General features: G+C 40.3%; 19 protein-coding genes and 4 tRNA genes. 7 read left to right on the top strand and 16 right to left on the bottom strand.

Annotated elements, in window-relative coordinates:
- Positions 1–17: 17 nt before the first annotated feature.
- Complete coding sequence (locus tag LG003_RS08995; protein ID WP_262980568.1) at positions 18–3,215, top strand: amino acid adenylation domain-containing protein; 3,198 nt, start codon at positions 18–20, stop codon at positions 3,213–3,215.
- 51 nt (positions 3,216–3,266) lie between these two features.
- Complete coding sequence (locus LG003_RS09000; protein WP_112877903.1) at positions 3,267–3,626, top strand: nuclear transport factor 2 family protein; 360 nt, start codon at positions 3,267–3,269, stop codon at positions 3,624–3,626.
- A gap of 314 nt (positions 3,627–3,940) precedes the next feature.
- On the opposite strand, the gene cheZ is transcribed toward LG003_RS09000, so the two are convergent.
- From cheZ to cspE, 15 genes are all read right to left on the bottom strand, one after another.
- On the bottom strand, positions 3,941–4,591 hold the full coding sequence (gene cheZ, locus LG003_RS09005; RefSeq protein WP_112877902.1) for a protein phosphatase CheZ: 651 nt from the start codon (positions 4,589–4,591) through the stop codon (positions 3,941–3,943).
- A 9-nt stretch (positions 4,592–4,600) separates the two neighbouring features.
- Positions 4,601–4,990 carry a chemotaxis response regulator CheY gene (cheY, locus tag LG003_RS09010; RefSeq protein WP_011146127.1) on the bottom strand — a complete coding sequence of 130 codons (390 nt, stop codon included), beginning with the start codon at positions 4,988–4,990 and terminating at the stop codon, positions 4,601–4,603.
- A 194-nt stretch (positions 4,991–5,184) separates the two neighbouring features.
- The gene (locus LG003_RS09015) at positions 5,185–6,237 is read right to left on the bottom strand and encodes a protein-glutamate methylesterase/protein-glutamine glutaminase (protein WP_262980569.1); all 1,053 of its coding nucleotides are present in this window, start codon (positions 6,235–6,237) and stop codon (positions 5,185–5,187) included.
- The gene (gene cheR, locus LG003_RS09020) at positions 6,230–7,117 is read right to left on the bottom strand and encodes a protein-glutamate O-methyltransferase CheR (RefSeq protein ID WP_262980570.1); all 888 of its coding nucleotides are present in this window, start codon (positions 7,115–7,117) and stop codon (positions 6,230–6,232) included. The genes LG003_RS09015 and cheR overlap by 8 nt, the downstream gene beginning before the upstream one ends.
- 6 nt (positions 7,118–7,123) lie before the next feature.
- Positions 7,124–8,758 (bottom strand): methyl-accepting chemotaxis protein, encoded by a 1,635-nt coding sequence (locus LG003_RS09025; protein WP_262980571.1) that lies wholly within the window; start codon positions 8,756–8,758, stop codon positions 7,124–7,126.
- A 53-nt stretch (positions 8,759–8,811) separates the two neighbouring features.
- Positions 8,812–10,506 (bottom strand): methyl-accepting chemotaxis protein, encoded by a 1,695-nt coding sequence (locus tag LG003_RS09030; RefSeq protein WP_262980572.1) that lies wholly within the window; start codon positions 10,504–10,506, stop codon positions 8,812–8,814.
- A 170-nt stretch (positions 10,507–10,676) separates the two neighbouring features.
- On the bottom strand, positions 10,677–11,174 hold the full coding sequence (cheW, locus tag LG003_RS09035; protein WP_011146122.1) for a chemotaxis protein CheW: 498 nt from the start codon (positions 11,172–11,174) through the stop codon (positions 10,677–10,679).
- Positions 11,175–11,225: 51 nt separating this feature from the next.
- Entirely contained in the window at positions 11,226–13,271 is a 2,046-nt protein-coding gene (gene cheA / locus LG003_RS09040; protein WP_112877897.1) for a chemotaxis protein CheA, read from the bottom strand.
- A gap of 2 nt (positions 13,272–13,273) precedes the next feature.
- Positions 13,274–14,275: a flagellar motor protein MotB gene (gene motB / locus LG003_RS09045; RefSeq protein ID WP_112877896.1), complete on the bottom strand. Its 1,002-nt coding sequence runs from the start codon at positions 14,273–14,275 to the stop codon at positions 13,274–13,276.
- The gene (motA, locus tag LG003_RS09050) at positions 14,272–15,159 is read right to left on the bottom strand and encodes a flagellar motor stator protein MotA (protein ID WP_112877918.1); all 888 of its coding nucleotides are present in this window, start codon (positions 15,157–15,159) and stop codon (positions 14,272–14,274) included. The genes motB and motA overlap by 4 nt, the downstream gene beginning before the upstream one ends.
- Positions 15,160–15,294: 135 nt before the next feature.
- Positions 15,295–15,876 (bottom strand): flagellar transcriptional regulator FlhC, encoded by a 582-nt coding sequence (gene flhC / locus LG003_RS09055; RefSeq protein ID WP_262980573.1) that lies wholly within the window; start codon positions 15,874–15,876, stop codon positions 15,295–15,297.
- Positions 15,877–15,879: 3 nt separating this feature from the next.
- Positions 15,880–16,230, bottom strand: coding sequence for a flagellar transcriptional regulator FlhD (gene flhD / locus LG003_RS09060; protein WP_112877894.1), 351 nt, complete (start codon positions 16,228–16,230; stop codon positions 15,880–15,882).
- A 2,548-nt stretch (positions 16,231–18,778) separates the two neighbouring features.
- Complete coding sequence (locus LG003_RS09065; protein ID WP_112895063.1) at positions 18,779–18,961, bottom strand: hypothetical protein; 183 nt, start codon at positions 18,959–18,961, stop codon at positions 18,779–18,781.
- A gap of 842 nt (positions 18,962–19,803) precedes the next feature.
- On the bottom strand, positions 19,804–20,502 hold the full coding sequence (locus LG003_RS09070; RefSeq protein ID WP_192881017.1) for an MgtC family protein: 699 nt from the start codon (positions 20,500–20,502) through the stop codon (positions 19,804–19,806).
- A gap of 451 nt (positions 20,503–20,953) precedes the next feature.
- Complete coding sequence (gene cspE, locus LG003_RS09075) at positions 20,954–21,166, bottom strand: transcription antiterminator/RNA stability regulator CspE (RefSeq protein WP_011146114.1); 213 nt, start codon at positions 21,164–21,166, stop codon at positions 20,954–20,956.
- A gap of 609 nt (positions 21,167–21,775) precedes the next feature.
- Between cspE and LG003_RS09080 the strand changes: the two genes are divergently transcribed.
- Together LG003_RS09080 and LG003_RS09085 are read left to right on the top strand one after the other, a co-directional pair.
- A complete protein-coding gene (locus tag LG003_RS09080; protein ID WP_112877892.1) occupies positions 21,776–22,282 on the top strand; it encodes a YlaC family protein in 507 nt (168 codons plus the stop codon).
- Positions 22,283–22,428: 146 nt separating this feature from the next.
- Positions 22,429–22,504 (top strand) — tRNA-Asn (locus tag LG003_RS09085).
- A 146-nt stretch (positions 22,505–22,650) separates the two neighbouring features.
- On the opposite strand, the gene LG003_RS09090 is transcribed toward LG003_RS09085, so the two are convergent.
- Positions 22,651–23,727, bottom strand: coding sequence for a hypothetical protein (locus tag LG003_RS09090; protein ID WP_112877891.1), 1,077 nt, complete (start codon positions 23,725–23,727; stop codon positions 22,651–22,653).
- Between the two features lie 713 nt (positions 23,728–24,440).
- Between LG003_RS09090 and LG003_RS09095 the strand changes: the two genes are divergently transcribed.
- The 3 genes from LG003_RS09095 to LG003_RS09105 all read left to right on the top strand — a co-directional run bounded on the left by LG003_RS09095 (position 24,441) and on the right by LG003_RS09105 (position 25,173).
- Positions 24,441–24,516, top strand: a tRNA-Asn gene (locus LG003_RS09095).
- A gap of 247 nt (positions 24,517–24,763) precedes the next feature.
- Positions 24,764–24,839: transfer RNA gene (locus tag LG003_RS09100), tRNA-Asn, on the top strand.
- 258 nt (positions 24,840–25,097) lie between these two features.
- Positions 25,098–25,173: transfer RNA gene (locus tag LG003_RS09105), tRNA-Asn, on the top strand.
- Positions 25,174–25,194 lie beyond the last annotated feature (21 nt).

Below are 25,194 nucleotides of genomic sequence, written 5' to 3' on the forward strand. Positions count from 1 at the left end.
GCCTGTGAGGATTAATTATGAAACAACATCAAGGGAGCTATTACCCCCTGACCGCAGCACAGCAGGAAATTTGGCTGGCTGAACAATTAAATGTAAGCGCAGGAATTTATAACACGGGTTGTTATATCGATATTTCAGGCGCTATCGATATTGAGACACTTAACTCGGCATTGTCCCAGTTGATAGATGAAGCTGAATGTTTACGAGTGGTGGTTGTACCGCACCCACAAGGACTACAACAACAGATTGTTACCTCTCCGCAATGGAAATGTCCGCTTATTGATTTATCTAACCATGCGGATGCGTTAACAGAAGCTGAAATCTGGATGAAAGCTGAATTGGTGCGGCCGATGGAGTTAACACAGGGGCCGTTGTTTGGTTTTGCGCTGCTAAAAATCAGTGATGACCACTATTTTTTGTTTATCCGTGTCCATCATCTGGCTAGTGATGCTTTTGGCACTACATTGCTGATTCAGCGGCTTGCTGAACTGTATACCCAGAAATTGACTGGCGCTGCTGAACTGGAAAATCCTTTCAGGCCTCTTAGCGATCTGTTGGCTTTTGACGAAGAATACCGCCGCTCGGAAAATTTTCAACATGACCGTCAGTGGTGGTCACAGTATATGGCAGGCCGAAGTGAGCCACAGAGCCTTGCCGTAGGGGCGAAACCTGGTCAATTCGCCGATTTGGGTTCGTTCAGTTGCACCCAGTGTAAAATCCCGGCAAAGGTCAATGATATTCTGCGTACTCTGAGTGAAGAGAGTGGAAGTAGTATGGCTCAAATTATTATTGCAATCGTTGCTTCCTGGATTTCTCGTATGACCGATAAGCAGGATATTACTTTGGGTATGCCAGTAACTGCGCGTTCAGGGCGTATGTTACGTAGTATTCCAGGTATGGTATCCAATGTATTACCTCTGCGTTTGACAATAGATCCTGCTCATTCCATAGGTGACATTAGTAAGCAGGTCAGCCAGGAAATCCGCCAGTTACTCAAACATCAGCAGTATCGTTCTGAAGATATCTATCGTGATTTACAGCGAAATGGTTCTGCCCCCCGCTTGTTTGCACAGAATATCAATGTGATGCTGTTTAACAGCAATGTGAGCTTTGCGGGTAATTTGGGGCGTACCAAAAATTTGTCCAGTGGACCGGTAGAGGACCTCACTGTGACCATTTATTATCATGGCGAAGGCGACAGTTTGCAGTTTACGCTCGATACCAATGATAACCTCTACACTCCCCACGATATTAACCTTCAAAAACCTCTTTTTCAGCATTTCATCACTGAATTGCTGGCGGATATATCACGCCCCATTGGTGAACTGACATTGCCAGGTTGGCACATAGGAGGCAGCCTATTACCTGCACGGCGCACAGTATTAAATGAGGAAACTCTGACCTCGCGCTTTGAACAACAAACAATTGCAATGCCAGATAGTGTGGCGCTGACTTATCAGCAGGAGAATATTAGTTATACGGTATTGAACCAACGTGCTAACCAACTGGCGCGCTATCTGGTATCACGGCAAATAGGCCCGGAACAGCGTGTTATGGTCTGCTTACCTCGTTCTATTGAGATGATGGTGACACTGCTGGCTATCATCAAGGCTGGTGCTGCTTACGTGCCAGTGGAGGCGGATTATCCGCAAAGTCGTCTTAATTTTATGATTGACGATGCTGAACCTGCTTGTGTGATCACCAGCAGTGAAATTGCGCAACGCCTGACAACCAATACCCCCATGGTATTGCTAGATGATCCCGAATTGATCACCCATCTGGAAATGCAAAGTGTTGCTGATCTGTCTGACAAAGAGCGCTTGCAACCGCTGATGTCAGCGCATCCTGCTTATATCATTTACACTTCTGGCTCCACCGGTGTGCCCAAGGGCGTGGTAGTGACTCATCATAATGTGATGCGTTTGCTACAAAGTACTCAGCGCTGGTTTAATTTCTCTGAAACTGATTGTTGGACAATGTTTCACTCTTATGCTTTTGATTTTGCTGTCTGGGAGTGTTGGGGAGCATTGTTGAATGGCGGAAGATTGGTGATTGTTCCCTGGGAAGTCAGCCGTTCACCTACAGATTTTTTGCAGCTTTTAGTTAGCGAAAAAGTGACGGTGTTAAATCAGACACCTTCAGCGTTTCAGGCGCTGATCCATGCTGATCGCGAAGCCCCTAAGCTTGGGCAGAGTTTGGTGCTACGCACGGTGATTTTTGGCGGAGAAGCGCTGAATGCGCATATTCTGGAGGAGTGGTATCAAAGGCACGATGACAACGCACCTCAGTTGATCAACATGTATGGTATTACTGAAACCACTGTACATGTGACCTATTTCCCTCTTTCACGTGAAGTCGTTGCTCAGCCTGCTTCAAGTCTTATTGGTGAACCTATTGATGATCTCGGTATTTATATTCTTGATGAGGCTCAGCACCCGGTTCCGGTAGGTTTTGTGGGTGAGATATATGTGGGAGGTGCAGGGGTAGCGCGTGGTTATCTGAATCGTCCTGAACTCACTGCTGAACGCTTTATTGCTGATCCTTTTATCGGCACAGATGCACGCATGTATCGCACGGGTGACCTGGCAAGATTGCGTCGGGATGGAGTACTGGACTTCCTTGGCCGCACTGACGATCAAGTTAAAATCCGCGGTTTCCGTATTGAATTGGGCGAGGTGGCGGCAGCGTTAAATGCGCACCCTGATATCGTGCAGTCTGAGGTCATTGTGCGTGAAGATGAAGGTCAACAGAAGCGGTTGGTGGGTTATGTCATTGCTCATAAGGGTATTACGCTTGAATCACAGTTAATACGGTCCAGTCTGACCACATGCTTGCCGGAAGCGATGATTCCAGCAGCAATAGTGCAGCTTGATCACTTCCCGTTGACCATTAACGGAAAGTTAGATCGTAAAGCGTTACCGAAACCCACGTGGAACAGTGTAGTAGTCAATGAAAGTGGCACCTCCAGCCCACAGGAACTCTCGCTTTGTCGTCTGTTTGCCGAGTTGTTGGGATTAGAAAATATCTCTCCAGAGGATAATTTCTTTGAGCTCGGCGGCGAATCTTTAGTTGCAATGCGGGTAATAGCAAGAGTGCGTAGTGACTTCGGCGTTGAAATAACGTTACGCGATCTATTTAACGCACCGAGGGTTAGACAACTGGCGCAACGATTAAACGTTTTGCAGCAGGAAAATGAAGTAATCAGCCAGACCTAAATTTTTAACGCGATCATGCTGGCAAGTAAATAAAACAGAGGACAAAACATAATGAACCGAATAGATGAGTTAACCGCAGAACTTCTTAGCTCAATGAATCAGTATGACCTTAAACGACTGGATAATATTTTTTCTGAAGATATTTCACTTTATTATCCGGGCCTTCCTCCAATGGTAGGTAAAAAGATGTCGATTATTTTTCTCAAGAAGCTTTTCTCAAATTTTGAATATTTACATTTTAGGCAAACTGGTTTCATTGCTAGTAATAACCAGGCTTGCGTTATTTGGGAAAATGAAGGGCGCCGTAAAAATAGTGATATTTATAGCAATATGGGCGTGACATTAATCGAAATTATGGACGATAAAATAGTTCTCCTCAGCGATTACTTTAAATTTGCAGTGCCTCATTAAGTAGGATATCGCTGTAATAAAAATTTAGTGTTCTCTGGATGTTGTATTTGGTTTATACCTAATAGATTTCGAGTTGCAGCGCAGCGGCAAGTGAACGAATCCCTAGGAGCATAGATAACTATGTGACTGGGGTGAGTGAAAGTAGCCAACAAAGCAGCAGCTTGAAAGATGAAGGGTATAGATATTATCGCTACGCTCTTGCTTTATTAGTCTGGCTTCCAAGGAGAAGGTGAAGAGAATAAGATTAATACCATCAATCATATTTCCGGAAAATCTTTAATCCTGAGTGGCAGGTTTACCCCTGCCACGTTTATTCAGAAACCTAAGCTATCCAGTAGATCATCAACCTGAGCCTGATTAGCAATAACACCCACGCCGTTTTGGTTCACCTGCGGACCATTTAGTAAGCTGTCAGCCTCTTTCTTAGTTTTCGCTATCTGATCAGCCGGCATGTTTTCCATTAATACCATCACCAACTGTTTTTCTATTTCCTGAATAACATCCATCATCCGCTTGATAACTTGACCGGTAAGATCCTGAAAGTCTTGTGCCATCATGATCTCCAGCAGTTGAGCGTTAGTGAAAGCAGTATGTTCAGGTACCGAATTGAGGTAATTCCGGGTATCCATAACCAACGAGCGTGCCACAGGCATCTCAACTGGGTTTTCAAACCACTCATCCCAACGTTTTTTCAGTGATATTGCCGATGACTCTAACTCATTCTGACGAGGTTGCGCCGCTTCAACGCAATTAAGCGCCCTTTCCGCCGCCTGCGCTGTCATCTGCACAACATAGTCCAGGCGTTCTCTCGCATCGGGTATTGCCTCAGCAGCTTGGGCAATGGTTTGATCCAATCCCAATTCACGTAAACTATCACGCAACATACGCGTAAGCTGGCCAATACGGCTGATAATTTCACTGGCACTAATGGTCTCATCCCTTGGCATGACTGGATTTACACTCATTATGTCTCCTTAGAGGCCCAGTTTTTCAAATATTTTGTTGAGCTTTTCTTCCAGAGTAGCTGCGGTAAAAGGTTTAACAACATAGCCACTGGCCCCGGCTTGTGCGGCTGCAATGATATTTTCTTTCTTCGCTTCTGCGGTCACCATCAAAACCGGTATCTTAGCCAATTGGGCATCTTCACGAATGATTTTTAGCAACTCTAAACCATCCATATTGGGCATATTCCAATCAGAGATGATAAAGTCAAATTGCGATGCACGAATCTTAGCCAGAGCTTCTGCCCCATCTTGAGCTTCTTCTACATTATTAAAGCCCAATTCTTTTAAAAGGTTACGAACGATGCGACGCATGGTTGAAAAATCATCAACCACCAAAAATCTCAGATCCTTATTCGCCATAAAAACTCCTTGAAATTATTTACCAGTCAGCGCAGAGCCGCTTAAAAAATTAAATTTATACCCGTCATCTTTCAAGTTGCCTCTTTGTTGGCTGCGCTCACTCACCCCGGTCACATAGTTATCTATGCTCCCGGGGATTCGCTCCCTTGCCGTCGCGATGCACCTTGAAATCCATAGGGTATATCCGATAGCCGTTAAATACGGACAGCTTGCCCCGAGCTTATTTTTGCCAGCATGCTCTTGCTCATTTTGAGTATATCCATGACCTCATCCACCGCCCCCATTTGTATTGCCGCTCTTGGCATACCAAATACCACACAACTTGCTTCATCCTGCGCCAATGTGTACGCTCCCGCTTGCTTCATCTCTAGTAAACCCGCTGCGCCATCACTGCCCATGCCGGTCAGTAACACTCCGACAGCATTCTTCCCGGCAAATTTAGCAATTGATCGAAACAACACATCTACAGACGGACGATGACGATTAACAGCCGGTGCATCGGAGATCAGAACCTGGTAATCAGCACCATTACGACATAGTTCCATATGACGATCACCCGGAGCAATGTAAGCATGCCCCGGCAAAATCCGTTCACCATTTTCAGCCTCTTTTACAGTAATTTGGCTAAGTTTATTCAGCCGTTCAGCAAAAGAACGGGTAAAACCAGGTGGCATATGTTGGGTAATAAGTAGTGCCGGGCTAGTGACAGGTAACGGTTGCAACAAATTCTTTATTGCTTCCGTTCCTCCAGTAGAAGCGCCTACTGCTATCAGTTTTTCACTGGATAACAAAGGTTTAAAACTTAAAGGAGCAGAACTTACGGGTGTGATTATTGGTACAGATAATTTAGCCTGTGCTGCTGTCCGTATTTTCTCCGCGATAAGTTCACTGTAAGCCAGCATGCCTTCACGAATACCCAATTGAGGTTTGGTTACAAAGTCAACAGCACCAAGTTCCAATGCCCTTAATGTGATTTCAGAACCTTTGGCTGTTAGAGAAGAGATCATAACCACCGGCATTGGCCGTAAGCGCATTAATTTTTCCAGAAAATCAATACCATCCATGCGTGGCATTTCAACATCCAGTGTGAGCACTTGTGGATTATGCTTTTTAATCAGATCACGTGCTACCAGTGGATCTGGCGCACAAGCCACTACCTCCATATCCGGGTGACTATTGATGATCTCTCGCATGATTTGACGCATAAGCGCTGAATCATCGACACAAAGAACAGTTATTTTATTCATGACCTCTCCTTGCCCGGCCTACACCGTAAACGGTCTGTCCTTGCAAGTAGAATTCCCGGCTTATTTGAGTGACATTTTCAGAATGCCCTGCAAAGAGCAATCCATCGGGTTTTAACAAAGCAACAAAATGGCGCAGTATCCGTTCCTGCGTCTTTTTATCAAAATAAATCATAACATTACGGCAAAAGATGGCATCAAACTTCTCTTCAAACGGCCAATTGGGATCTAACAGGTTTAGATGCTGGAATGTCACCATGTCAGCAAGTTGGGGCCGGACACGAGCATAACCCTCATAAGATCCAATACCTTTAAAAAAGTAACGTTTTCTCTGTTGATCGGTCAGTTGACGCAACTCATCCAGTCGATAAACCCCTTTGCGTGCTTTTTCCAATACATGGGTATCAATATCACTGGCAATAATTTTTGCCCGGTGAAAATGCTCCCCTAAGACATCACTTAGCGTCATTGCAATCGAATATGGCTCTTCTCCTGTCGATGCCGCTGCACTCCATACCCGGTACGATCCATTTTTTTTACTTGCATGTTTAGCTAACAGAGGAAAATGATGAGCTTCCCTGAAAAACGCCGTCAGGTTAGTTGTCAATGCATTGATAAATTCCTGCCACTCCTCACTATTCATGTCATTTTCAAGAACGAACAGGTATTGCCCAAAATCACGTATTTCAAGGGTACGCAAACGCCGAATTAAACGGTTGTAAACCATCTCCCGTTTATGTGCAGCCAGCACAATACCCGCACGTTGATATATGAGCTGGCAAATGCGCTCAAAATGCGCATCTGACATGGTGTAACGCTGAATCATGTGATGCAGTGGTGAAGATGGCAAACTTGTCACTGAAGCAATTAAATTTGATTTCATCTGGCCTCAGCGAGTCTGATTGACTGCCCATTCGCTATCCGCAGACTTCAGCGTCAGTGAAAGTTCATTTTCAAGCTTATTTTCTGAATTATTGGGTAACTCAAATTGTGCCACTATTTGCACCAAAATATCGGCCTGGTCTTCAAGTGCCGCCGCCGCCGCCGCTGACTGTTCAACCAATGCCGCGTTCTGCTGAGTAACCTGATCCATCTGTGTAACAGCTTGTGCTACTTGATGAATTCCCCGACTTTGTTCATCAGATGCCGCAGCAATTTCAGCCATCAGATCCGTAACCTGGTTTACAGAAACGACCAATTCATTCATGGTCTTCCCTGCATGACTAACCAACTCGGAACCTTGGCTTACCCGCTGAACGGATTCACTAATTAATGTCTTAATCTCTTTCGCTGCTTCGGCACTTCGCTGAGCGAGATCCCTCACTTCACCAGCAACAACAGAGAAACCTCGGCCTTGTTCACCTGCCCGTGCGGCTTCTACTGCCGCATTCAATGCCAAAATGTTGGTCTGAAATGCAATACCATCAATGACGCTGATAATGGCACTGATTTTCTGTGAGCTATTGGCAATTGCATCCATTGTTTCCACAACATCAACTGTCAGTTCGCCCCCTTTAGAGGCTGTTTTCGATGCAGATACCGCCAATTCACTGGCCTGGCGAGCATTTTCCGCATTCTGACGTACAGTTGCAGTCAGTTGTTCCATACTGGCTGCCGTTTCTTCCAGTGATGCAGCTTGCTCTTCAGTGCGGGAAGAGAGATCGGTATTACCCTGAGTAATTTCCTGAATACCGTTATACATCAAGTTAGTATTCTCTTTTACCAAAGTAATGGAATTAACCAGTGAACGTTGCATTTCACGTAATTTTAGGAACACTTCACCAATTTCATCTTGAGTGAAAACAGAAACTTCTTTATTGAGTTTTCCTTCCGCAACATTCTGGAAGTGGCTACGCATATTGGCAAAAGGTCTGAGCAGATTCTTTTTCAACCACCAATGAGCCGCCCAGGCAACAACCAGTACCATTAATATCGCACCTGCAAACATGGCAACTGAAATTTGGTAATAAAGACGACCATCTTGAACGGCGGTGGTAATCTCCTCACCGATATATTGCATATAATGATTGAAATCAGATTCAAGTTGCTGCTGATACTTTTCTGTCGGCTGGTCTAAGAATGCATCATAATTACCACTTTCTAAAAAAGCCGAGAGTTCTCTAAGCGCTTTGATATATTCCTTATAACTGGTTTCTACCGAGGCCAGCAATACACTACTACCATCCTCGTCATTCAATTTAGGCAGCGCAATAAACTCAGCAAAATGCATCTCAGCCCTATCTAAGGTCTCCTTAACATTAGCAACCATACTGCCAATATGATCCTCAGATTGTTGCAGCGTTTTCCCTACAGCGATTCGATTAAGTGTATTACGCGATTGCAGCAGAGCTGCCCAGCTCAACCCTAAGGTATCCCTCTTCTGTGTTCCCAGATCAATCCGTTCAATATAAGACTGATCTGCGTGAATGATTCCAAGTGATAAACCACTTGAGATTATCTGCATTACACAAAACATCATCAGTAACAGATATAAACTGGTTGATATACGAAGCCTGCCTAACATGTAATCACCTCTGTTAACGGCTGCATGTGCAGCCGTAGTTATCGCTTAGTGTTTTAAAATGTTTCCCAATTAGCTTGTTCTTCCACATTGTTCGCTTTCTTCAACACCAGTGGATTCAATTTAGCAGGAGGAGTCTTAGCCACAGGTAAATGCTCAATTTTCATTTCGGGTTGAGATTTATCGTCAAGATTCGGCAATTGGAACAGAGAAACTAGTTTCTTCAATCCAGCAGCTTGATCTTCCAGTGCAGCCGCTGCTGCCGCGGATTGCTCAACTAAAGCAGCATTTTGCTGTGTTACACGATCCATTTCGGAGATAGCCAGGCCAACCTGAGTTATCCCTCTGCTTTGTTCATCGGATGCAGATGCAATTTCACCCATAATGTCAGTGACACGGGTGACTGAACTGACAATGTTATTCATGGTTTCACCAGCGCTTTCAACCAAGACAGAACCGGTATCTGCGCGGCTTACTGAATCTTCTATTAATGCTTTGATCTCTTTTGCCGCCTCAGCACTACGCTGTGCAAGGTTACGCACTTCTCCTGCCACAACAGCAAAACCTCGCCCATGTTCACCGGCACGTGCTGCTTCCACTGCGGCATTCAACGCCAAAATGTTAGTCTGGAACGCAATAGCATCAATAACACTGGTAATATCGGAAATCTTCTGAGAACTACCGGCAATTTCACGCATTGTCTGTACAACATTCGCCACGACTTTTCCACCCTGGCGTGCAACTTCAGAAGCACTATCAGCTAAGTTACTTGCCTGACGAGCATTTTCCGCATTTTGGCGTACAGTTGCTGTCAATTGCTCCATACTGGCGGCGGTTTCTTCCAAAGAAGCAACTTGTTCCTCAGTGCGAGAAGAAAGATCATTATTTCCAGCAGCAATTTCACTGGTTCCGTTATAAATACTTTCACTGCTTTGACGAACACTACTGACAGTAGTGATAAATTCTTTTTGCATATGCTTCAAGCCAACAGCCAGCGTACTCATCTCATTTCTGCCTGAAACAGTCACATTTTGTGTTAAATCACCGGTAGAAAGTGCCTTAATATTCTCCAATAATTTGTTTAACGGATTCAGCAAACTATGTTTAATGCTAACCCAACTAAAAATCATGGCTGAAACCAGAATCAGCATGATAATACCCAACATAATCACCGCATTTCTGTAAGAGATACTTGCATCAAATACCACATCAGAATAGAGATGATCGTTTTGGGTCAAATAGAAGTTATATTCTTCCTCAAAAGCACTCTGATATTTGCCCGTTGGCTGGTTGAAAAATTCTACCGCCCGATCATGTTCAAGCAGAACAATAAGCTCATGAAGCGCTGAAATATAAACATCATAGGCTTTTTTAAGGCGATTAAGACTTTCTGATTCATGAATAGGCAATTTAGCGGTCTGTTCGTATTGTTCAAAACGCTGCTCTGCGATAGAGAGGTTACTTCTGGCATCTGTCAGTAACTGCTCCAATGTGTAGTAATTATCGACTCCCTCATCTTTTTTCATCATGTAACGAATGCCAGCACGGTTCAAGTTGTTACGGGCCTGTAACAAATTAACCCAAGTGTCATTCAAAAATGTCTGCTGTTCCCGCATTTTATCCAGTATTTCTAGATTTTCCTTGTTACTTTTCAACTCATGGAAGAAAAGCCCTCCAGATATAAATTGCAGAGCACCAAATAATATGATGACCGCCATCAGTCCGGTCACTATTTTCATTCGGTTAAACATGTTTTCCCTTTTTACAATAGATCAGCATGGCTCTGTTATCGGCATCATCAAAGGAAACTTTACTGGTCGTATAAAAGAAATTTGAATATTTTTTCTGACGAAATTAACGAGGGATAGACAAAAAGTAGCTGCCATCTGTCGATGTCGATGATGGCAGTGATATTTAATGATTAACTTTTAGCTACTGAATCTACCAGAGCCATCTCTTCACTGTTAAGCAACTTCTCAATATCCACCAAAATCAGCATGCGATCATCAAGTGAACCCAATCCTGTTAGATATTCGGTAGATAATGTTACTGCAAATTCAGGCGCCGGACAGATTTGCTCAGCTTTGAGCGATAAAACATCCGAAACACCATCAACTACAATACCTACCACCCGGTTTAACAGATTCAAAACAATAACAACGGTATTATCATTATAGGTAACCGTTTCCTGAGCAAATTTAATTCTCAGGTCAATGATAGGCACAATAACGCCACGCAGATTGGTTATCCCTTTAATGAATGCCGGCGTATTTGCAATACGGGTAACCTGATCATAGCCCCGTATCTCCTGTACTTTCAGTATTTCGATACCATACTCTTCATCACCTAGGGTAAAAACTAAATATCCTTCCCCGGCAGTTTCTCCTGACAATTTATTAAACGCTTCTATGGCCGACATGATCTTACCTTTTACTGTGAGATTGACGATTTTTCATGGGGATCCCCCCATTCAGTGCTTATTTTTTGCTAATAACTCAGCTTTGTTGAGTGCCAATTGGTCATGATTGAGTTGCTGCAAGGCAGAAATATCAATAATCAACGCCACACTGCCATCACCCATAATTGTGGCAGCGGAGATCCCGGGTACCTTGCGATAGTTACTTTCGATATTTTTCACAACCACTTGATGCTGCCCAACTAATTGATCAACCAGCAAGGCATAACGACGGCCGGCACTTTGTACAATCACAATAATCCCTTTCGTCGGATCTGTCTTTGCATCAGGAATATCAAAAACTCGATATAACTTAATGAGTGGCAAGTATTCTCCTCTGACATGCAATAATTTTTCATCTCCCGCCAAGGGATAAATATCTTCTTCCTGCGGTTGAAGAGAACTTACTACTGCACTTAACGGCAAAATAAACACTTCGTCATTCACTTTCACTGACATACCATCAAGGATTGCCAGTGTCAGAGGTAACAAAATCCGCGTCACTGTCCCTTTACCTGCCTGGAAGTTAATTTGGATTTGCCCTCCCATTTCCTGAATATTTCGCTTAACTACGTCCATTCCTACACCGCGGCCAGATACATCTGTTACAACTTCAGCCGTGGAAAAACCAGGCGCGAAAATCAACATCGCAACCTCTTCGTTACTCATGTTTTCACTGACTGAAAGCCCTTGTGATGTCGCTTTGGCCAGAATCTTTTCACGGTTCAACCCGGCGCCATCATCTACAACTTCAATACAAATATTCCCGCCCTGATGTTCAGCAGAAAGTGTCAAGTTGCCCGTTTCAGGTTTACCCACAGCAAGCCGAGCTTCTGGTTCTTCAATACCATGATCTAGACTGTTACGGACTAGATGAGTCAGCGGATCAATAATGCGCTCGATTAAACTCTTATCCAATTCTGTGGAACTGCCAACCAAAGTGAGATCCACTTTTTTATTCAGCTTGCTAGCAAGATCCCTGACTAAACGCGGGTAACGGCTGAACACATATTCCATCGGCATCATACGGATAGACATCACAGATTCTTGCAAATCTCTGGAATTTCTCTGTAACTGAACCATGCAATTTAGCAAATCGCCATGCAAAGTCGGTTCAAGAGCGTTACAGTGCTGAGCCAACATAGATTGAGTAATAACCAGTTCACCAACCAGATTTATCAGTTGATCAACCTTCTCAACCGCAACCCGAATACTGGAAGATTCTGCCCGTTGACGTGGCGATCCAGCCGGTGGTATCGGCGCAGGACGCCCGGCAGGCGGTGTGGAACCTTTCTCCGGCGTAGTTGTTTTAACGACTTTAGCTGTATCTTTATTTTTAACTTTGTCTTTGGGTTCAGCTACCGGCAAGAAAGTGATCTGTTCCGGTTCAATAACAAAACAGAGAACTGCCGTGATATCATCCTCTGTGGCTGATGTTACCAATGATGCTTCAACACTATCCCTAGTCTGTTCAGCATCATAAACCTCCCCCAGATTACTCAGCTCATCAAGCATCAGAGAAACTTCACGCTCTTTCAGACCAGAAAGATGAACCCGAACTCTACCTTGCTGATTTTCAGTCGCAACAGGCTCCGATTTTAATTCTGGTTCAGATTCAGTCACCTCTGGCATCACCGCATCTATGACAGACTCAACCCCGCCTTCATTCTCTCTCTGTACTTCCAATGCAAGCTGGCGCAAAGTCTCACAGATGTAGGTAAACGCACTTTCATCCGGCTCCTGAGAACTTTTATAGGCATCCAACTGTTGCTGCATAATATCTTTCGCTTCTAAAAACAGGTTGATAATATCAGTCGTCAGACTCATTTCATCTCGTCTGGCACTGTCCAGCAAATTTTCCAGAACATGCGTGGTTTGCTGTAGTTTGATAAAACCAAAAGTCGCAGCGCCACCTTTTATTGAGTGAGCACTACGAAAAATAGCATTCAATTGCTCCTGATCTGGCGCATCAGGATCGAGCTGCAATAGATGCTGCTCCATATCCTCCAGCAATTCGTCTGCTTCATCAAAAAAAGTCTGATAAAACGCGGTAATATCCATCGTTACTTTGTCACCTTGGTCGGTACACGATTAGGCTCAGCACTCAACGACGCTGGTGCTGGCTGGGCCAATACTGTGATTTCATTGGACTGTTGTGTTGGCCTACTTTCAGCTGAATCCTTTCCAATCACCTCGTGAATTTCCTTACTATCATTAATAATCAAGGAATCGCTGCCGGTGTTTTGCTGTTCAATCCGCTCTTCCGCTTGTTTATTGAGCACTAAAATACTGATGCGACGGTTAACCGGTGCGCTGGCATCTTCCTGTTTCAGACGAACCGTTGAAGCCATACCAACCACCCGCAATATCTTTACTTCATCCAGCCCACCTATCAACAGCTCTCTCCTTGATGCATTCGCCCGATCTGCGGAGAGTTCCCAGTTACTGTAACCACGCTCACCATTAGCATATTTCAAGTCATCAGTATGACCTGATAGGCTGATTTTATTGGGAATATCGTTCAAGATTGGTGCAATAGCCCGCAAAATGTCACTCATGTAACTTTCAACTTTTGCACTGCCAACCATAAACATTGGCCGGTTTTCCCGGTCAATAATCTGGATACGTAACCCTTCATCCATCATGTCAATCAACAGATGTGGACGTAATGCTTTAAGGCGAGGATCAGTAATGATCAACTGATCGAGTTGCTCACGCAGCCTATTTAACTTGCGAGCCTCATCATTAGCTTCAACGACTTCAACCTGACGCAAAATATCGCCTTCCTGATGAAGCACATCTTCCCCCCCTCCGGGAATAGGATTCGAGCTATCACTGCTACGCTCCCCTTTATTGATTGCAACTTGTAACGGGGTACGAAAATATTCTGCAATTCGGGTCAATTCTTGTGGGCTGGAAATTGCCAACAACCACATAACCAGAAAAAATGCCATCATGGCGGTCATAAAATCAGCATAAGCAATTTTCCATGAACCACCATGATGTTTGATGCCATTCCTTTTACGTCTTTTTACCCTAATGACAGAGACGTTACGCGCCTTCATGCCTGTTCTTCAGTTTCTTGTTGAACAGGTGATTTTACCCGGCGAACATGTTCTTCCAACTCAGTGAAAGAAGGGCGATCTGTGAGATACAGTGTCTTACGGCCAAATTCAACCGCAATTTGCGGAGCATAACCATTCAGGCTGGATAATAATGTCACTTTAATGCATTGCATCATTTTAAGATGTTCACCGCTGCGCTGACGTAACAATGTTGCCAATGGCGAGATAAAACCATATGCCAGCAAAATACCGAGGAATGTCCCAACCATTGCATGAGCAATCAGCACGCCAAGTTCTCCTGCCGGGCGATCTGCCGAACCCAAAGCATTAACAACCCCCATAACAGCAGCGACAATACCAAAAGCAGGAAGAGAATCTCCAACCATCATCAAGCTAGTTGCCGGAATCTCGCTTTCCTGCTCATAAGTTTCAATTTCTTCATCCATCAAAGCTTCAATTTCATGGGGATTCATATTGCCGCTGACAATCAATCGCATGTAGTCAGTGATAAAATCCATCAAATGCTTATCCTTAAGCAAACGCGGATACTGGGTGAAAATATCGCTCTGCTGAGGATGTTCGATATCTCGCTCTAATGCTAAGAGACCCTGCATGCGAGATTTTGCTAACAATCGAAAAAGCAACGCCATCAGATCCATATACATCACCTTGTTATATTTAGATCTACGCATTACCTTTGGCAAAACACGTAATGTTGCCTTAATCGCTTTTCCGTTGTTACCAACAATGAAAGCACCGATACCAGCACCAGTGATAATTAAAAATTCAGCGGGTTGATAAAGTGCGCCCAAATGACCACCTACAATCAGGTAACCACCGATTACCGCACCAAAAACTACGATATATCCTAAAAGTACTAACACGCGATATCCTTTAGCTAAGTTGGTGAGCGGATGGGAAGTTGAGCAGTTTGAATCCAGAATGGTTGTGGTTTCAATACAGGTTACAGGAGAAAAAGTAAAATCTGTAACCTGTAGGAATAATTTTCCCATTTAAATTCACACTGCGTGCTGAGCAAGTCCATCCAGCAGTTGTGAATTAGTATCGGCAGACTCAGAGGAAAGTTTACGTTTTTTTACTGCACGTGATGGCGGTTGGCAAAGGCTACAAACAAAGCTATTCACAGGTTGATGAGCATGAGTAATAAAAGTTCCACCACAGGTCCGACATTGTGAAGGTTGCAACATGCCACTGTCCACAAAACGTACCAACGTCCAGGCACGAGTCAACGCCAAAACCGGTGCGTCCCCTTCAACAGGAGGACATTGTTCAAGATAGAGTCGATACGCTTTAACAACAGCCTCTACACCTTCACAATAACCACTCTTGAGTAAAAAACGATAGGCATTATAGAACATCGATGAATGAATATTCTGTTCCCACGTCATAAACCAATCTGTTGAAAAAGGCAGCATCCCCTTTGGCGGAGGACTCCCCCTCAATTCTTTATAAAGTTTAATTAGTCGCCCTCTGCTCAATTGCGTTTCACTTTCAAGCATTTGTAACCGTGCCCCCAAAGTGATGAGTTCCATCGCCAACTGTATATCCTTAGCTTCTTGAACTATACTTTTCTCGACCATCTCTTATGCTCTTTTTTTCACTGACGTATCGTCTTTCGAAGATAACTTCTGAAATAAATGAGTAGATAACAAAATGCCTGTATGTATTTGTTGTAAATCATCCACTCGAGATTCCCTAGTAAGCTGCTGAATAGTCTCACTGTCTTCGAACCGGAAATTACAGACTAATTGATTAGTCTCAGCGAGCTTGACCAACTGAGGTAATGACAATTCAGACAACGTATCAGCCATAGAATCGCTAATACCTAAACGGAACATCGCTGACGCTTTTTCATGGTTAATTAATCGCTGAGCTAAAAGCAAATACGATAAATTTATGTCATAAATATGTTTGAGCAATTCAACCGTACTCATTTCTCTATCCCGTCCGATTACATTAAAAAATCAGTTAAGTGTTCGAAAAACCACTCGTGACAAAATTCCTAAAATAGCTTAGGGATTAATAATCTCTTACATAACTAAAATATACAGGCTTAGTCAGAGCAGTAACCATCCTTTGTATTACTTTTGATTCATCCAACTTCAAAAATATTGCGGTAGTGAGCTGCAAAAGTATTATTGCGTTACCTGATATAACATTTTTCATTAGCGATTAAGAATATTCTTAATGCAGAACAACTTTACTCCTGAATCATCAACTTATACAACGGAAAGAGGGCGCAATTTTAAATACTATGTGACATAACTCACAAAAACAAGGGCTTTTAATATGCATTTAATCGATGAATTGCTCATTAACTATTCAAACAATTAAATAAAATCCGAATTCTCAATTTTAATAAGTTAAATTATCTAAATAAAAATATTAGATATATTTTTTGATTTTATACGATCTATTAAACTTATAAATTTAAAATAACGATAAAAAATCCTATCCTGAGTCAAACTAACACTAAAAAAGACAGTTTTATCCCTGAGTAATAAGTGTAAACAATAATCTTATTCTGAGATCCAGAATCTCCATTTGTACGATAAAACAGATTGGGTTTATGTAAAATTTGGTTGTAAAAAAGATACTGGTATGATCACTTTTCGTTTAGATTTGTACTTTCTTTAACCAAAAGGTTTAACTAAAAATGCATACCTCAATGCACAGATAACACTAACCATACAAAAATAGCATAAAATACAGTAAGATAATGAATAAAAAAACAACTATAACAACATTTTATTGATTGCATAACAATCAATATCCAGCACAGAGATAGCCAGAAAAATCGGTCTATTTCGACTCCTGACAACCCAAATAGCAGCAAAATTAATTAGAAAAACTTATCAAATATTGTATTTCATAATATAATAATACGCAAAACCTCTCTATCAATTACTTTATCTTTTTCATCTTTAGTCTTCATACTCAAAATTAACCATTAATTAAATTTACACATGGTCAATATATATATTTTAAAAACATTAGGCATTTTAAACGAATTGAATATGATTTATTATCCCTACAATCTGCTTTAAAATTCTATATAAGAAATACAATTCCAGAAATAAAACCTCCAAACCACATAAATATATAATCCTATTAAATACCTATCATAAATTAAATTACCACTCTTTATATAATACAAGAAATGAATAGTTTACACATTAATATTTAAATAAAAACATACGCTATTTCCCAATTCATATTCTTATGATACAAATCAAGTGAAATATTAAAAGTCATTTTTTCCATTTTTCATTATTTCATGTAATATTTACGACTATCATCCCAAAAACATTATTTATACATATAAAAAACACAGCTAATAATGTCATTAACATATATCAAAAATGTCATTTTCTTAAATGATAAGAATAGATAAAACAATTAACTCTATAGGAACAAAATAATTAATTGAGATTTACCGCACAAATAACTAATAGGAATAGAGATAAAAATCAATATCATTTCCCATCAGAATAATGAAATCAATAATCATTGGTGATATAAATATCCTGATATTCCATAAAAAAGATGAAAAAAATAGGATTTTGATAAGAAATTTATTTTCCTATATAAATAATAGTGATAATTTTCCGAGTAATTATAACTATTCCTCAAATATGACAGTTAATGCAACAACAGATTACAACCTAACCTAATCACAGAAACACTCTCAGAACAAAGGCACTAAACCCAATAGTTCATCAAACAAGAAGGGAATATAGCTATCGAGAATCATTATCAATTATGTAATCAATAACACTAGAAATGCATCTGTTTTTTGGACAAAACACATCCTTTATATGCACAATATATGAACAAAAGATATCTGAAAAAATAACAATTCAATACACTAATCTGGCTAAAATAAAACCTGATGAACAAAATTTTTCACTAAAAAATTATAAATATCAACATATATATCTATAAGATAAAAATAAAACAAACTAGCTCCACCAATACCATAGAATATCCAACATTTTTAATACCTCATTTATAATGATCTTCTCAAGAACCGTTTAATCCATTTTACCTCAATGTAAAAAAACCAAGAAATATCACACATCAGATCTTGTACTAGTAAATGAATATTTTGCGCCAAAAAGAATGGAATAAAGACTCTGGTAACCAATATTGAAAAAACATTCCAAAATTCAAACTTGCCGTTATATTCAAGCACTTGATAATACTCCCACTCGCCTCTCTTCTCTTAACGGCCCTTCATTTGACACCCCTAAACTCTTATCAAGCCTAGTAATATCTATCGCTTTTTTTGCACTATCTGTACCTTTGCTAACAAAAACTCCTACATCAGCGTATCTCAATACCACAGCACCATTAATGTTATCATCAAGAAACCAACTGTATGCCCGTTCTTTTGCAATACAGGATTTTTACGATACACAGTTTGCTAAATACCAATCTGATTTCATTTCTCAAGATTTCAGTCACCATCAACTCTGTTTGTTAGAATGCTAAAATAACTTTGAGTTCTAACCCTACATCATGACAAATCCTGACAGTAATAGCAGAATTATCCACGGTAAGAACTCCTGCTGCTGTGTTACTCTTTCTTAATACAGAAATAACAGGGACCACACTCCCCTCCACTGGATCAAGGAAAGTTAGCAACTCCTGTAATATCATCACTCTTTCATCACCATAAAGATGACAAACGTTTTTACTTTATCATCGGATAAATATCGAACTGTTAAATTAATACTCTAAAATTTTGTCTGATGGTAACCATCAGCCACTTCCATTATTTTTTCACGACATTCTCCATCAAGCAGAATTATTATCTATTTTACTCTTATATAAGAACAAACTTAGATCACTTCTTCTACTTACCCTTTGAAAATAATTGATATTTTCACTGAAAATTCTGAGCAATAATGAGCAGCTGATGGAGAACCAAATTAAATATCAACTCATCAATTTTTCTGTACCCGCGTATGATACCTATATCAGGTTTACCACGGCTAAATTCTGATATGAGAATAGCAATGTTCAACAGTCAGTCCAGTGACAAAACCAAGGCTAAAAATACCGCATCGAACGATTTTTACTTGGAGAAGCCATTAATCAACAATAGATTTAATTGTAACAATAGTAACTATTTGACCAATACCACTTCGCGTATCTGCCTCAAATAGCAGCAAGAACATAATCTCTCTTGGTACAAGATATGCGATCAATCATTCTGAGTACCAGGATCTGTAAAACTACAACGCAGTACTGTTACCACCACTCTAATCACAAGCTTCACAGCTTTGTTTATAATTTATCCTTGCCAAAATCACCAGCATATAAATAAAAGCATTACGGACGAAATATTCACCTTAATTATTCGGAAAATAGTTCTAAATAATTTCTTAATTATACGTTGCCTAACTGGGGAAACACACCATAGGCAACGCTTTGTTTGTTTCTTATGACGAAAATTATGATTCCTTATCAAATTAGTGATAACTGTTTTACACAAAAGACTTTCAGATCGGTAGTTCAGAAACAATTTTCCAGTTTATTGAGCTAACGCTCTTTTCCAGACTTATACGACAAACAATTGCTTCAATCTCTTTTTGCTCATCCAGAGTTGCTAACACTTCAGCGCACACTTCAAATTTTCCAGATTGAACTCTAGCAGCGAAACTCAGTGATCGTAGCCTCACAGCGACTCCATTGAGAGCCTGTAACACCAAAGTTCTCACCAGAATTTCGTCATCACTGTCACACACTATGTGAATTTTATAACACTGTACTTGATCAATAGCCTGCTGCCTGGGTTGTAAATTAATGCGCAAAGCTGCTTCACGTAACAATATATTTGCGCAAAGAATAATCGCTGTCGCTATCCCTGCTAGCCAATATTGTCCCAAGCCACACAGCACACCAATTCCAGCCGAGCACCATAAAGTTGCTGCGGTATTTAATCCATGAATGTTCATACCTTCCCGCATAATGACACCCGCACCAAGGAAACCAATACCTGAAACAACTTGTGCAGCAATACGACCAGCACTATCGGGTGAAGTTGTTATTGAACTGAGGATAAAAACTGCTGCACCGGTCGCAACTAATGCATTGGTTCTTAAACCTGCCATACGTTGACGCCATTGGCGCTCAGCACCAATTAATGCGCCAAAACACATAGCCGATAATAAATGAAAGACAAAAGGAGTTATTAACATGACATTCTCCATACAACCAAATGGATAAATAATCATGTGCATTTGTTTTGCACACAGAAATGTATGCTGAATATTTAATTCAGCCCTATTTTCTGTCCATACCTGGAGGTAACAAAGCGTAAATATATAACAGCATAATAAAAACCCAACATACTATCCCGGTTATTTGACCAAAACCGGATAACATCATTCTTTGAGTAAGTACAGCTCAGATATTTTGAGTGGTACTGCCCGCTTTATTTGGCAAGCAGCAAATCGGAAGGAAATAAATAGCTTGCCGTTTTATTGTCTATTTAACCGAAAACTTTGACTATCCAATGGCTATCTCTCCAATAAAATTCGTACGAAGTATAATCAGGAGTAATTAATAAGTAAAGAAGGATATGGCTTTAGCAAAGAAAAAGCCCGTCACTATAGAAAATAGTGACGGGCTTCAAAATCATCCAAGCAATCAGATAGCCATTACGTTTGCTGCTGCTGGGCCTTTTGCACCATTTTCAATGGTGAATTCTACGTTCTGGCCTTCTGCCAAAGTTTTGAAACCGTTACCCTGAATGGCAGAGAAGTGAACGAATACGTCTTTGCTACCGTCAGCTGGGGTGATGAAACCGAAGCCTTTAGACTCGTTGAACCACTTCACTTGACCTTTCATTTTGTCAGACATTGTGACTTTCCTATATATCAAAAAAATTTTGCCACCATTGGGCATGTATTGGCCAGTTATATCAGCTATTACTTATGGAGGCACTAAGAAGGAAACGCGTCAACAAAGGCTATCTGAGGATAACACTTACACATAACTCATTAACTCAAGATGTCGTACATAAAGTAGGTCTGTTAATCAGGCCGGCTGCATTAACTCATGATAGAAAAGGAATAGCAACCTTTTTATGCATTGGTGTTTTAAAAAAAATATTTATGCTCATTATTAAAGCAATAATTTAACAAACAATGTCATTAGTTATAAATTTTTTTGATTTATTCAACCTTTATCTTAATGAAAGCATTAGAGTTAATCTTAGTCAATAACAATTGGCAGATTAAAATAAAACAACTGATCTACGTAAGATCACCTCCCCCATGCTAGCCTTAAGGGCAATATATACCCGTCATCTTTCAAGTTGCCTCTTTGTTGGCTGCACTCACTCACCCCGGTCACATAGTTCTCTATGCTCCCGGGGATTCGCTCCCTTGCCGCCGCGATGCATCTTGAAATCCATAGGGTATAGTTATGAAAATATTTCACTTTTCTTTTGCTTAATCAGGTCAATATATGAATATCATTAAACAGATACTGATTCAGGATCTTGAACGAATCAACATCGAAGAACAACGTGATGGTAAACCCCGTTTTAACAGCCAATTTATCAGCAACCATCCTTATCTCTGCCTGGCTATGCTTGTATCCTACCTGTTTCTCGCTGCACTTATCTGGTATGCCCCATATTTTAGTTTACTTTCACTGCTAGCTTTTACAGTACTCTTCATTATTATGTCGGCGGTTTTATTACTCGAAATCAAACCTGTGTATCGGTTTGATGATATCGGCGTACTTGATCTACGGGTATGTTACAACGGCGAATGGTTCGTCAGCGAAAAAATCTCAGACTGCGCAATCAAAGAGCTTTGTTCCCACCCTCATGTTCCATTGGCAATAAAAGATGAAATCAAGCGCATTATACAAATGAAAGGTGAAATTCATTTTTATGATGTTTATATCATGGTGTTTCCTGAGCAATCACATATAGCAACATCGTTACCGATCATGAATAGCCGATAAAATGAACAAAAGTACTCAACTTCAGTGAAATAGCACAGTTATAAGACAATGCGCTCATATGGCAAGCAAATAATAAACTAGTAAGCTTTTTTGCGTTGACAGCGTTTCAATTGATCGCTAGTATGCGCCCCGTTCTCAAGAACGATTCCTCCATAGTTCAGTCGGTAGAACGGCGGACTGTTAATCCGTATGTCACTGGTTCAAGTCCAGTTGGAGGAGCCAAATTCAAGCCTGGAGATGTTAAAGAGAATCTCTAGTACGCATAGAATAGCTGGTATACAAAAATATGGCTAGCATGCAAAAAAGCCCAATAAGAATTGGGCTTTTTTTCTATGTAAGCAACAACACATTCGCCGGCACCAAAATAATCAATCCAGAACTACCTTATAAATCTTCTCTTTAGATTTATGCAATATATTCACTTCACCAACAAATGATATTTCGTAGTGAATTCTTACCTGACCATTACCTATATAATTAAAGAAATCAACTCCACCCGGCTGACCATCTGCATTTTCTTCAGGCTTAATTACAGCTAACCGAAAAATATTATCTTCACTACCTTGTAAAGAATCTATCTTTAATACTAATTCCCCTGTATCTCGATTGTCAGCAGAATACCCTCTTATGTGTACTGTACCTTTTTTCAACTCCTTATCTTTAAGTTTTACATCGTTGACCAAAATATTGATGTCATAATCAATAATACTCTCACCAATTGGTCGGCCCCTATTTTCATCATACTCTTCAATATAAGGCACTTCTAAATCACGACGGACCTGGACTGTTGCAGAATCTTCATCAAGCTCTACAAGTACACGTTGAATAGCAGAAAATCTAGCAGTACCGCTTTCGCTAATAGTATAATAAAGGCTATCATGTTTACCTTCAGTAAGGAGATCATTTTTCACCGGCAAACTACGAATATCGCCGCTATTTTGTACACCAGGAACAACTTCAACATTATCATTATCAAAAACAAATTTCAGTTCATGTTTATCTAAAATATTAGAATCAGTAAAAAGTACTCTAACTCCTGCTTTTATATCATCACCGCTAATAACATTATCATAATGTGCCGGATATACAGGTGCTGCCAATCCCACTGACTTTAGTTTAAATCGACTCAGAGCGGCTTTCGCTACCACACCACCACTCGCATCCGTTACTTCGGCATCAAAACCAATTGTTGCATTAACTCTCTGATCTGTCTTTATTTTTACTAATATTTCAGATGCTCTACTAATGGGATCAAATATGCTATTGTTATTTACGATTTCATATTCGCCTTCATTCAAGCCATTCACCACGATTTTACTTTTGTAATTTTCTAATGATACAGAACCATCATCATCCTGTAGAACTACAAACAATCGTAATGGAACGTTAAACCAGTCTTTATGTGAAACCCAGTTAGTTACATCAGTATTAATTAAAAACTTCATGACTTCTCCTCATCTGTTTTATAAAAATCACCAGAAAATTAACCACTCTTTTCGGGGGGAATATTATCTGCTTATTTTATATTTAAAATTATTTACACCTCCTTACCAATTATTTAATTTAAAATATTTTTTGAAATAGTTTTTATTCATTTCATTGCATTTTATATGCATATACAAATACATTATTAGATCGAGAATATCTTAGTATACTAGCAGAAAATGAGATTTCATTATTAATGTCAAACTCTTTATCATTCGCTTTGGCGTGGATTAATATCATGTTTGCCAAATCAGATATCAAATAATAAATTACTTTTTCAGTTAATAATTATAGACAAGTAAATCCGATAATAAATATCAAAATACAATAAGTGATCTGTTAAAACAGATAAAATAGGAAAATTACCATGAAATATAAAAATATCATAAATAACACAAAGAAAAAATTATCTAATATATATTTAATTATATTTTTAATGCTCATAATTAATTATTTTCTAAATAAAAATATAGATGGTATTTTCACCATCTAATTATCATGGGTAAATATCAGTTAACTCTCGTGTTTCTTGCGCTGAAAAATTTAATTGACAAAAAAATGGTAAAAAACATCATTATTGAACATCAGTTAACCAATCAAACTCAATTTTTACTTTTCCCCTTTGACAAGCCCAAAATACCCAGATATTATTCGCCTCGTTGTCAAGGACAATTCCTCCATAGTTCAGTCGGTAGAACGGCGGACTGTTAATCCGTATGTCACTGGTTCGAGTCCAGTTGGAGGAGCCAAATTCATAAAAAGCCCGCCAAGTGCGGGCTTTTTGCATTCCTAATTCCACCCGGCGCTTACAACGTAATATAACAATTCTAATCAACATCAACCCGCTTCTATAGCATACATCTCCAGCAAATAAGCCTTATTCAGCATAAAAATAGATCAACAAGTTCAGTTTGACAGCAAACAGACCATTTTTGTTATTTTCTGCTTTGACAAAGCAAAAGCATATCGTTAATATTCACCCCGTTGTGAAGGAGTTCCTCCATAGTTCAGTCGGTAGAACGGCGGACTGTTAATCCGTATGTCACTGGTTCAAGTCCAGTTGGAGGAGCCAAATTATGAAAATCCCGCTTAATGCGGGGTTTTTGCTATTCTGACTTCTCTACTTAATTCTCCCAACTATTTACTCATAACATAAGCACGGTAGTTCTATTCAACTTACATTAATGGAATAAAATTCCATCAAATCTCAAGTAAATAGCATAAAAATATAACAACAAGTGCATTTTGCCAACAAACAAACTTTTTTTATTGTTTTATACTTTGACAAAGCCGAAACATATCACTAATATACGCCCCGTTGTGAAGGAGTTCCTCCATAGTTCAGTCGGTAGAACGGCGGACTGTTAATCCGTATGTCACTGGTTCAAATCCAGTTGGAGGAGCCAACTTCATCTCTTTTTTACCCT

This window comes from Photorhabdus kleinii (assembly GCF_025384885.1).
GTDB classification, from domain to species: Bacteria; Pseudomonadota; Gammaproteobacteria; order Enterobacterales; family Enterobacteriaceae; genus Photorhabdus; species Photorhabdus kayaii.

What these genes read in the sequence shown, in the direction of transcription:
- LG003_RS08995 (WP_262980568.1), top strand. Translation starts at nt 18, where the DNA reads ATGAAACAACATCAAGGGAGCTATTACCCCCTGACCGCAGCACAGCAG.
- LG003_RS09000 (WP_112877903.1), top strand. Translation starts at nt 3,267, where the DNA reads ATGAACCGAATAGATGAGTTAACCGCAGAACTTCTTAGCTCAATGAAT.
- cheZ (WP_112877902.1), bottom strand. Translation starts at nt 4,591, where the DNA reads ATGAGTGTAAATCCAGTCATGCCAAGGGATGAGACCATTAGTGCCAGT.
- cheY (WP_011146127.1), bottom strand. Translation starts at nt 4,990, where the DNA reads ATGGCGAATAAGGATCTGAGATTTTTGGTGGTTGATGATTTTTCAACC.
- LG003_RS09015 (WP_262980569.1), bottom strand. Translation starts at nt 6,237, where the DNA reads ATGAATAAAATAACTGTTCTTTGTGTCGATGATTCAGCGCTTATGCGT.
- cheR (WP_262980570.1), bottom strand. Translation starts at nt 7,117, where the DNA reads ATGAAATCAAATTTAATTGCTTCAGTGACAAGTTTGCCATCTTCACCA.
- LG003_RS09025 (WP_262980571.1), bottom strand. Translation starts at nt 8,758, where the DNA reads ATGTTAGGCAGGCTTCGTATATCAACCAGTTTATATCTGTTACTGATG.
- LG003_RS09030 (WP_262980572.1), bottom strand. Translation starts at nt 10,506, where the DNA reads ATGTTTAACCGAATGAAAATAGTGACCGGACTGATGGCGGTCATCATA.
- cheW (WP_011146122.1), bottom strand. Translation starts at nt 11,174, where the DNA reads ATGTCGGCCATAGAAGCGTTTAATAAATTGTCAGGAGAAACTGCCGGG.
- cheA (WP_112877897.1), bottom strand. Translation starts at nt 13,271, where the DNA reads ATGGATATTACCGCGTTTTATCAGACTTTTTTTGATGAAGCAGACGAA.
- motB (WP_112877896.1), bottom strand. Translation starts at nt 14,275, where the DNA reads ATGAAGGCGCGTAACGTCTCTGTCATTAGGGTAAAAAGACGTAAAAGG.
- flhC (WP_262980573.1), bottom strand. Translation starts at nt 15,876, where the DNA reads ATGGTCGAGAAAAGTATAGTTCAAGAAGCTAAGGATATACAGTTGGCG.
- flhD (WP_112877894.1), bottom strand. Translation starts at nt 16,230, where the DNA reads ATGAGTACGGTTGAATTGCTCAAACATATTTATGACATAAATTTATCG.
- LG003_RS09070 (WP_192881017.1), bottom strand. Translation starts at nt 20,502, where the DNA reads ATGTTAATAACTCCTTTTGTCTTTCATTTATTATCGGCTATGTGTTTT.
- cspE (WP_011146114.1), bottom strand. Translation starts at nt 21,166, where the DNA reads ATGTCTGACAAAATGAAAGGTCAAGTGAAGTGGTTCAACGAGTCTAAA.
- LG003_RS09080 (WP_112877892.1), top strand. Translation starts at nt 21,776, where the DNA reads ATGAATATCATTAAACAGATACTGATTCAGGATCTTGAACGAATCAAC.
- LG003_RS09090 (WP_112877891.1), bottom strand. Translation starts at nt 23,727, where the DNA reads ATGAAGTTTTTAATTAATACTGATGTAACTAACTGGGTTTCACATAAA.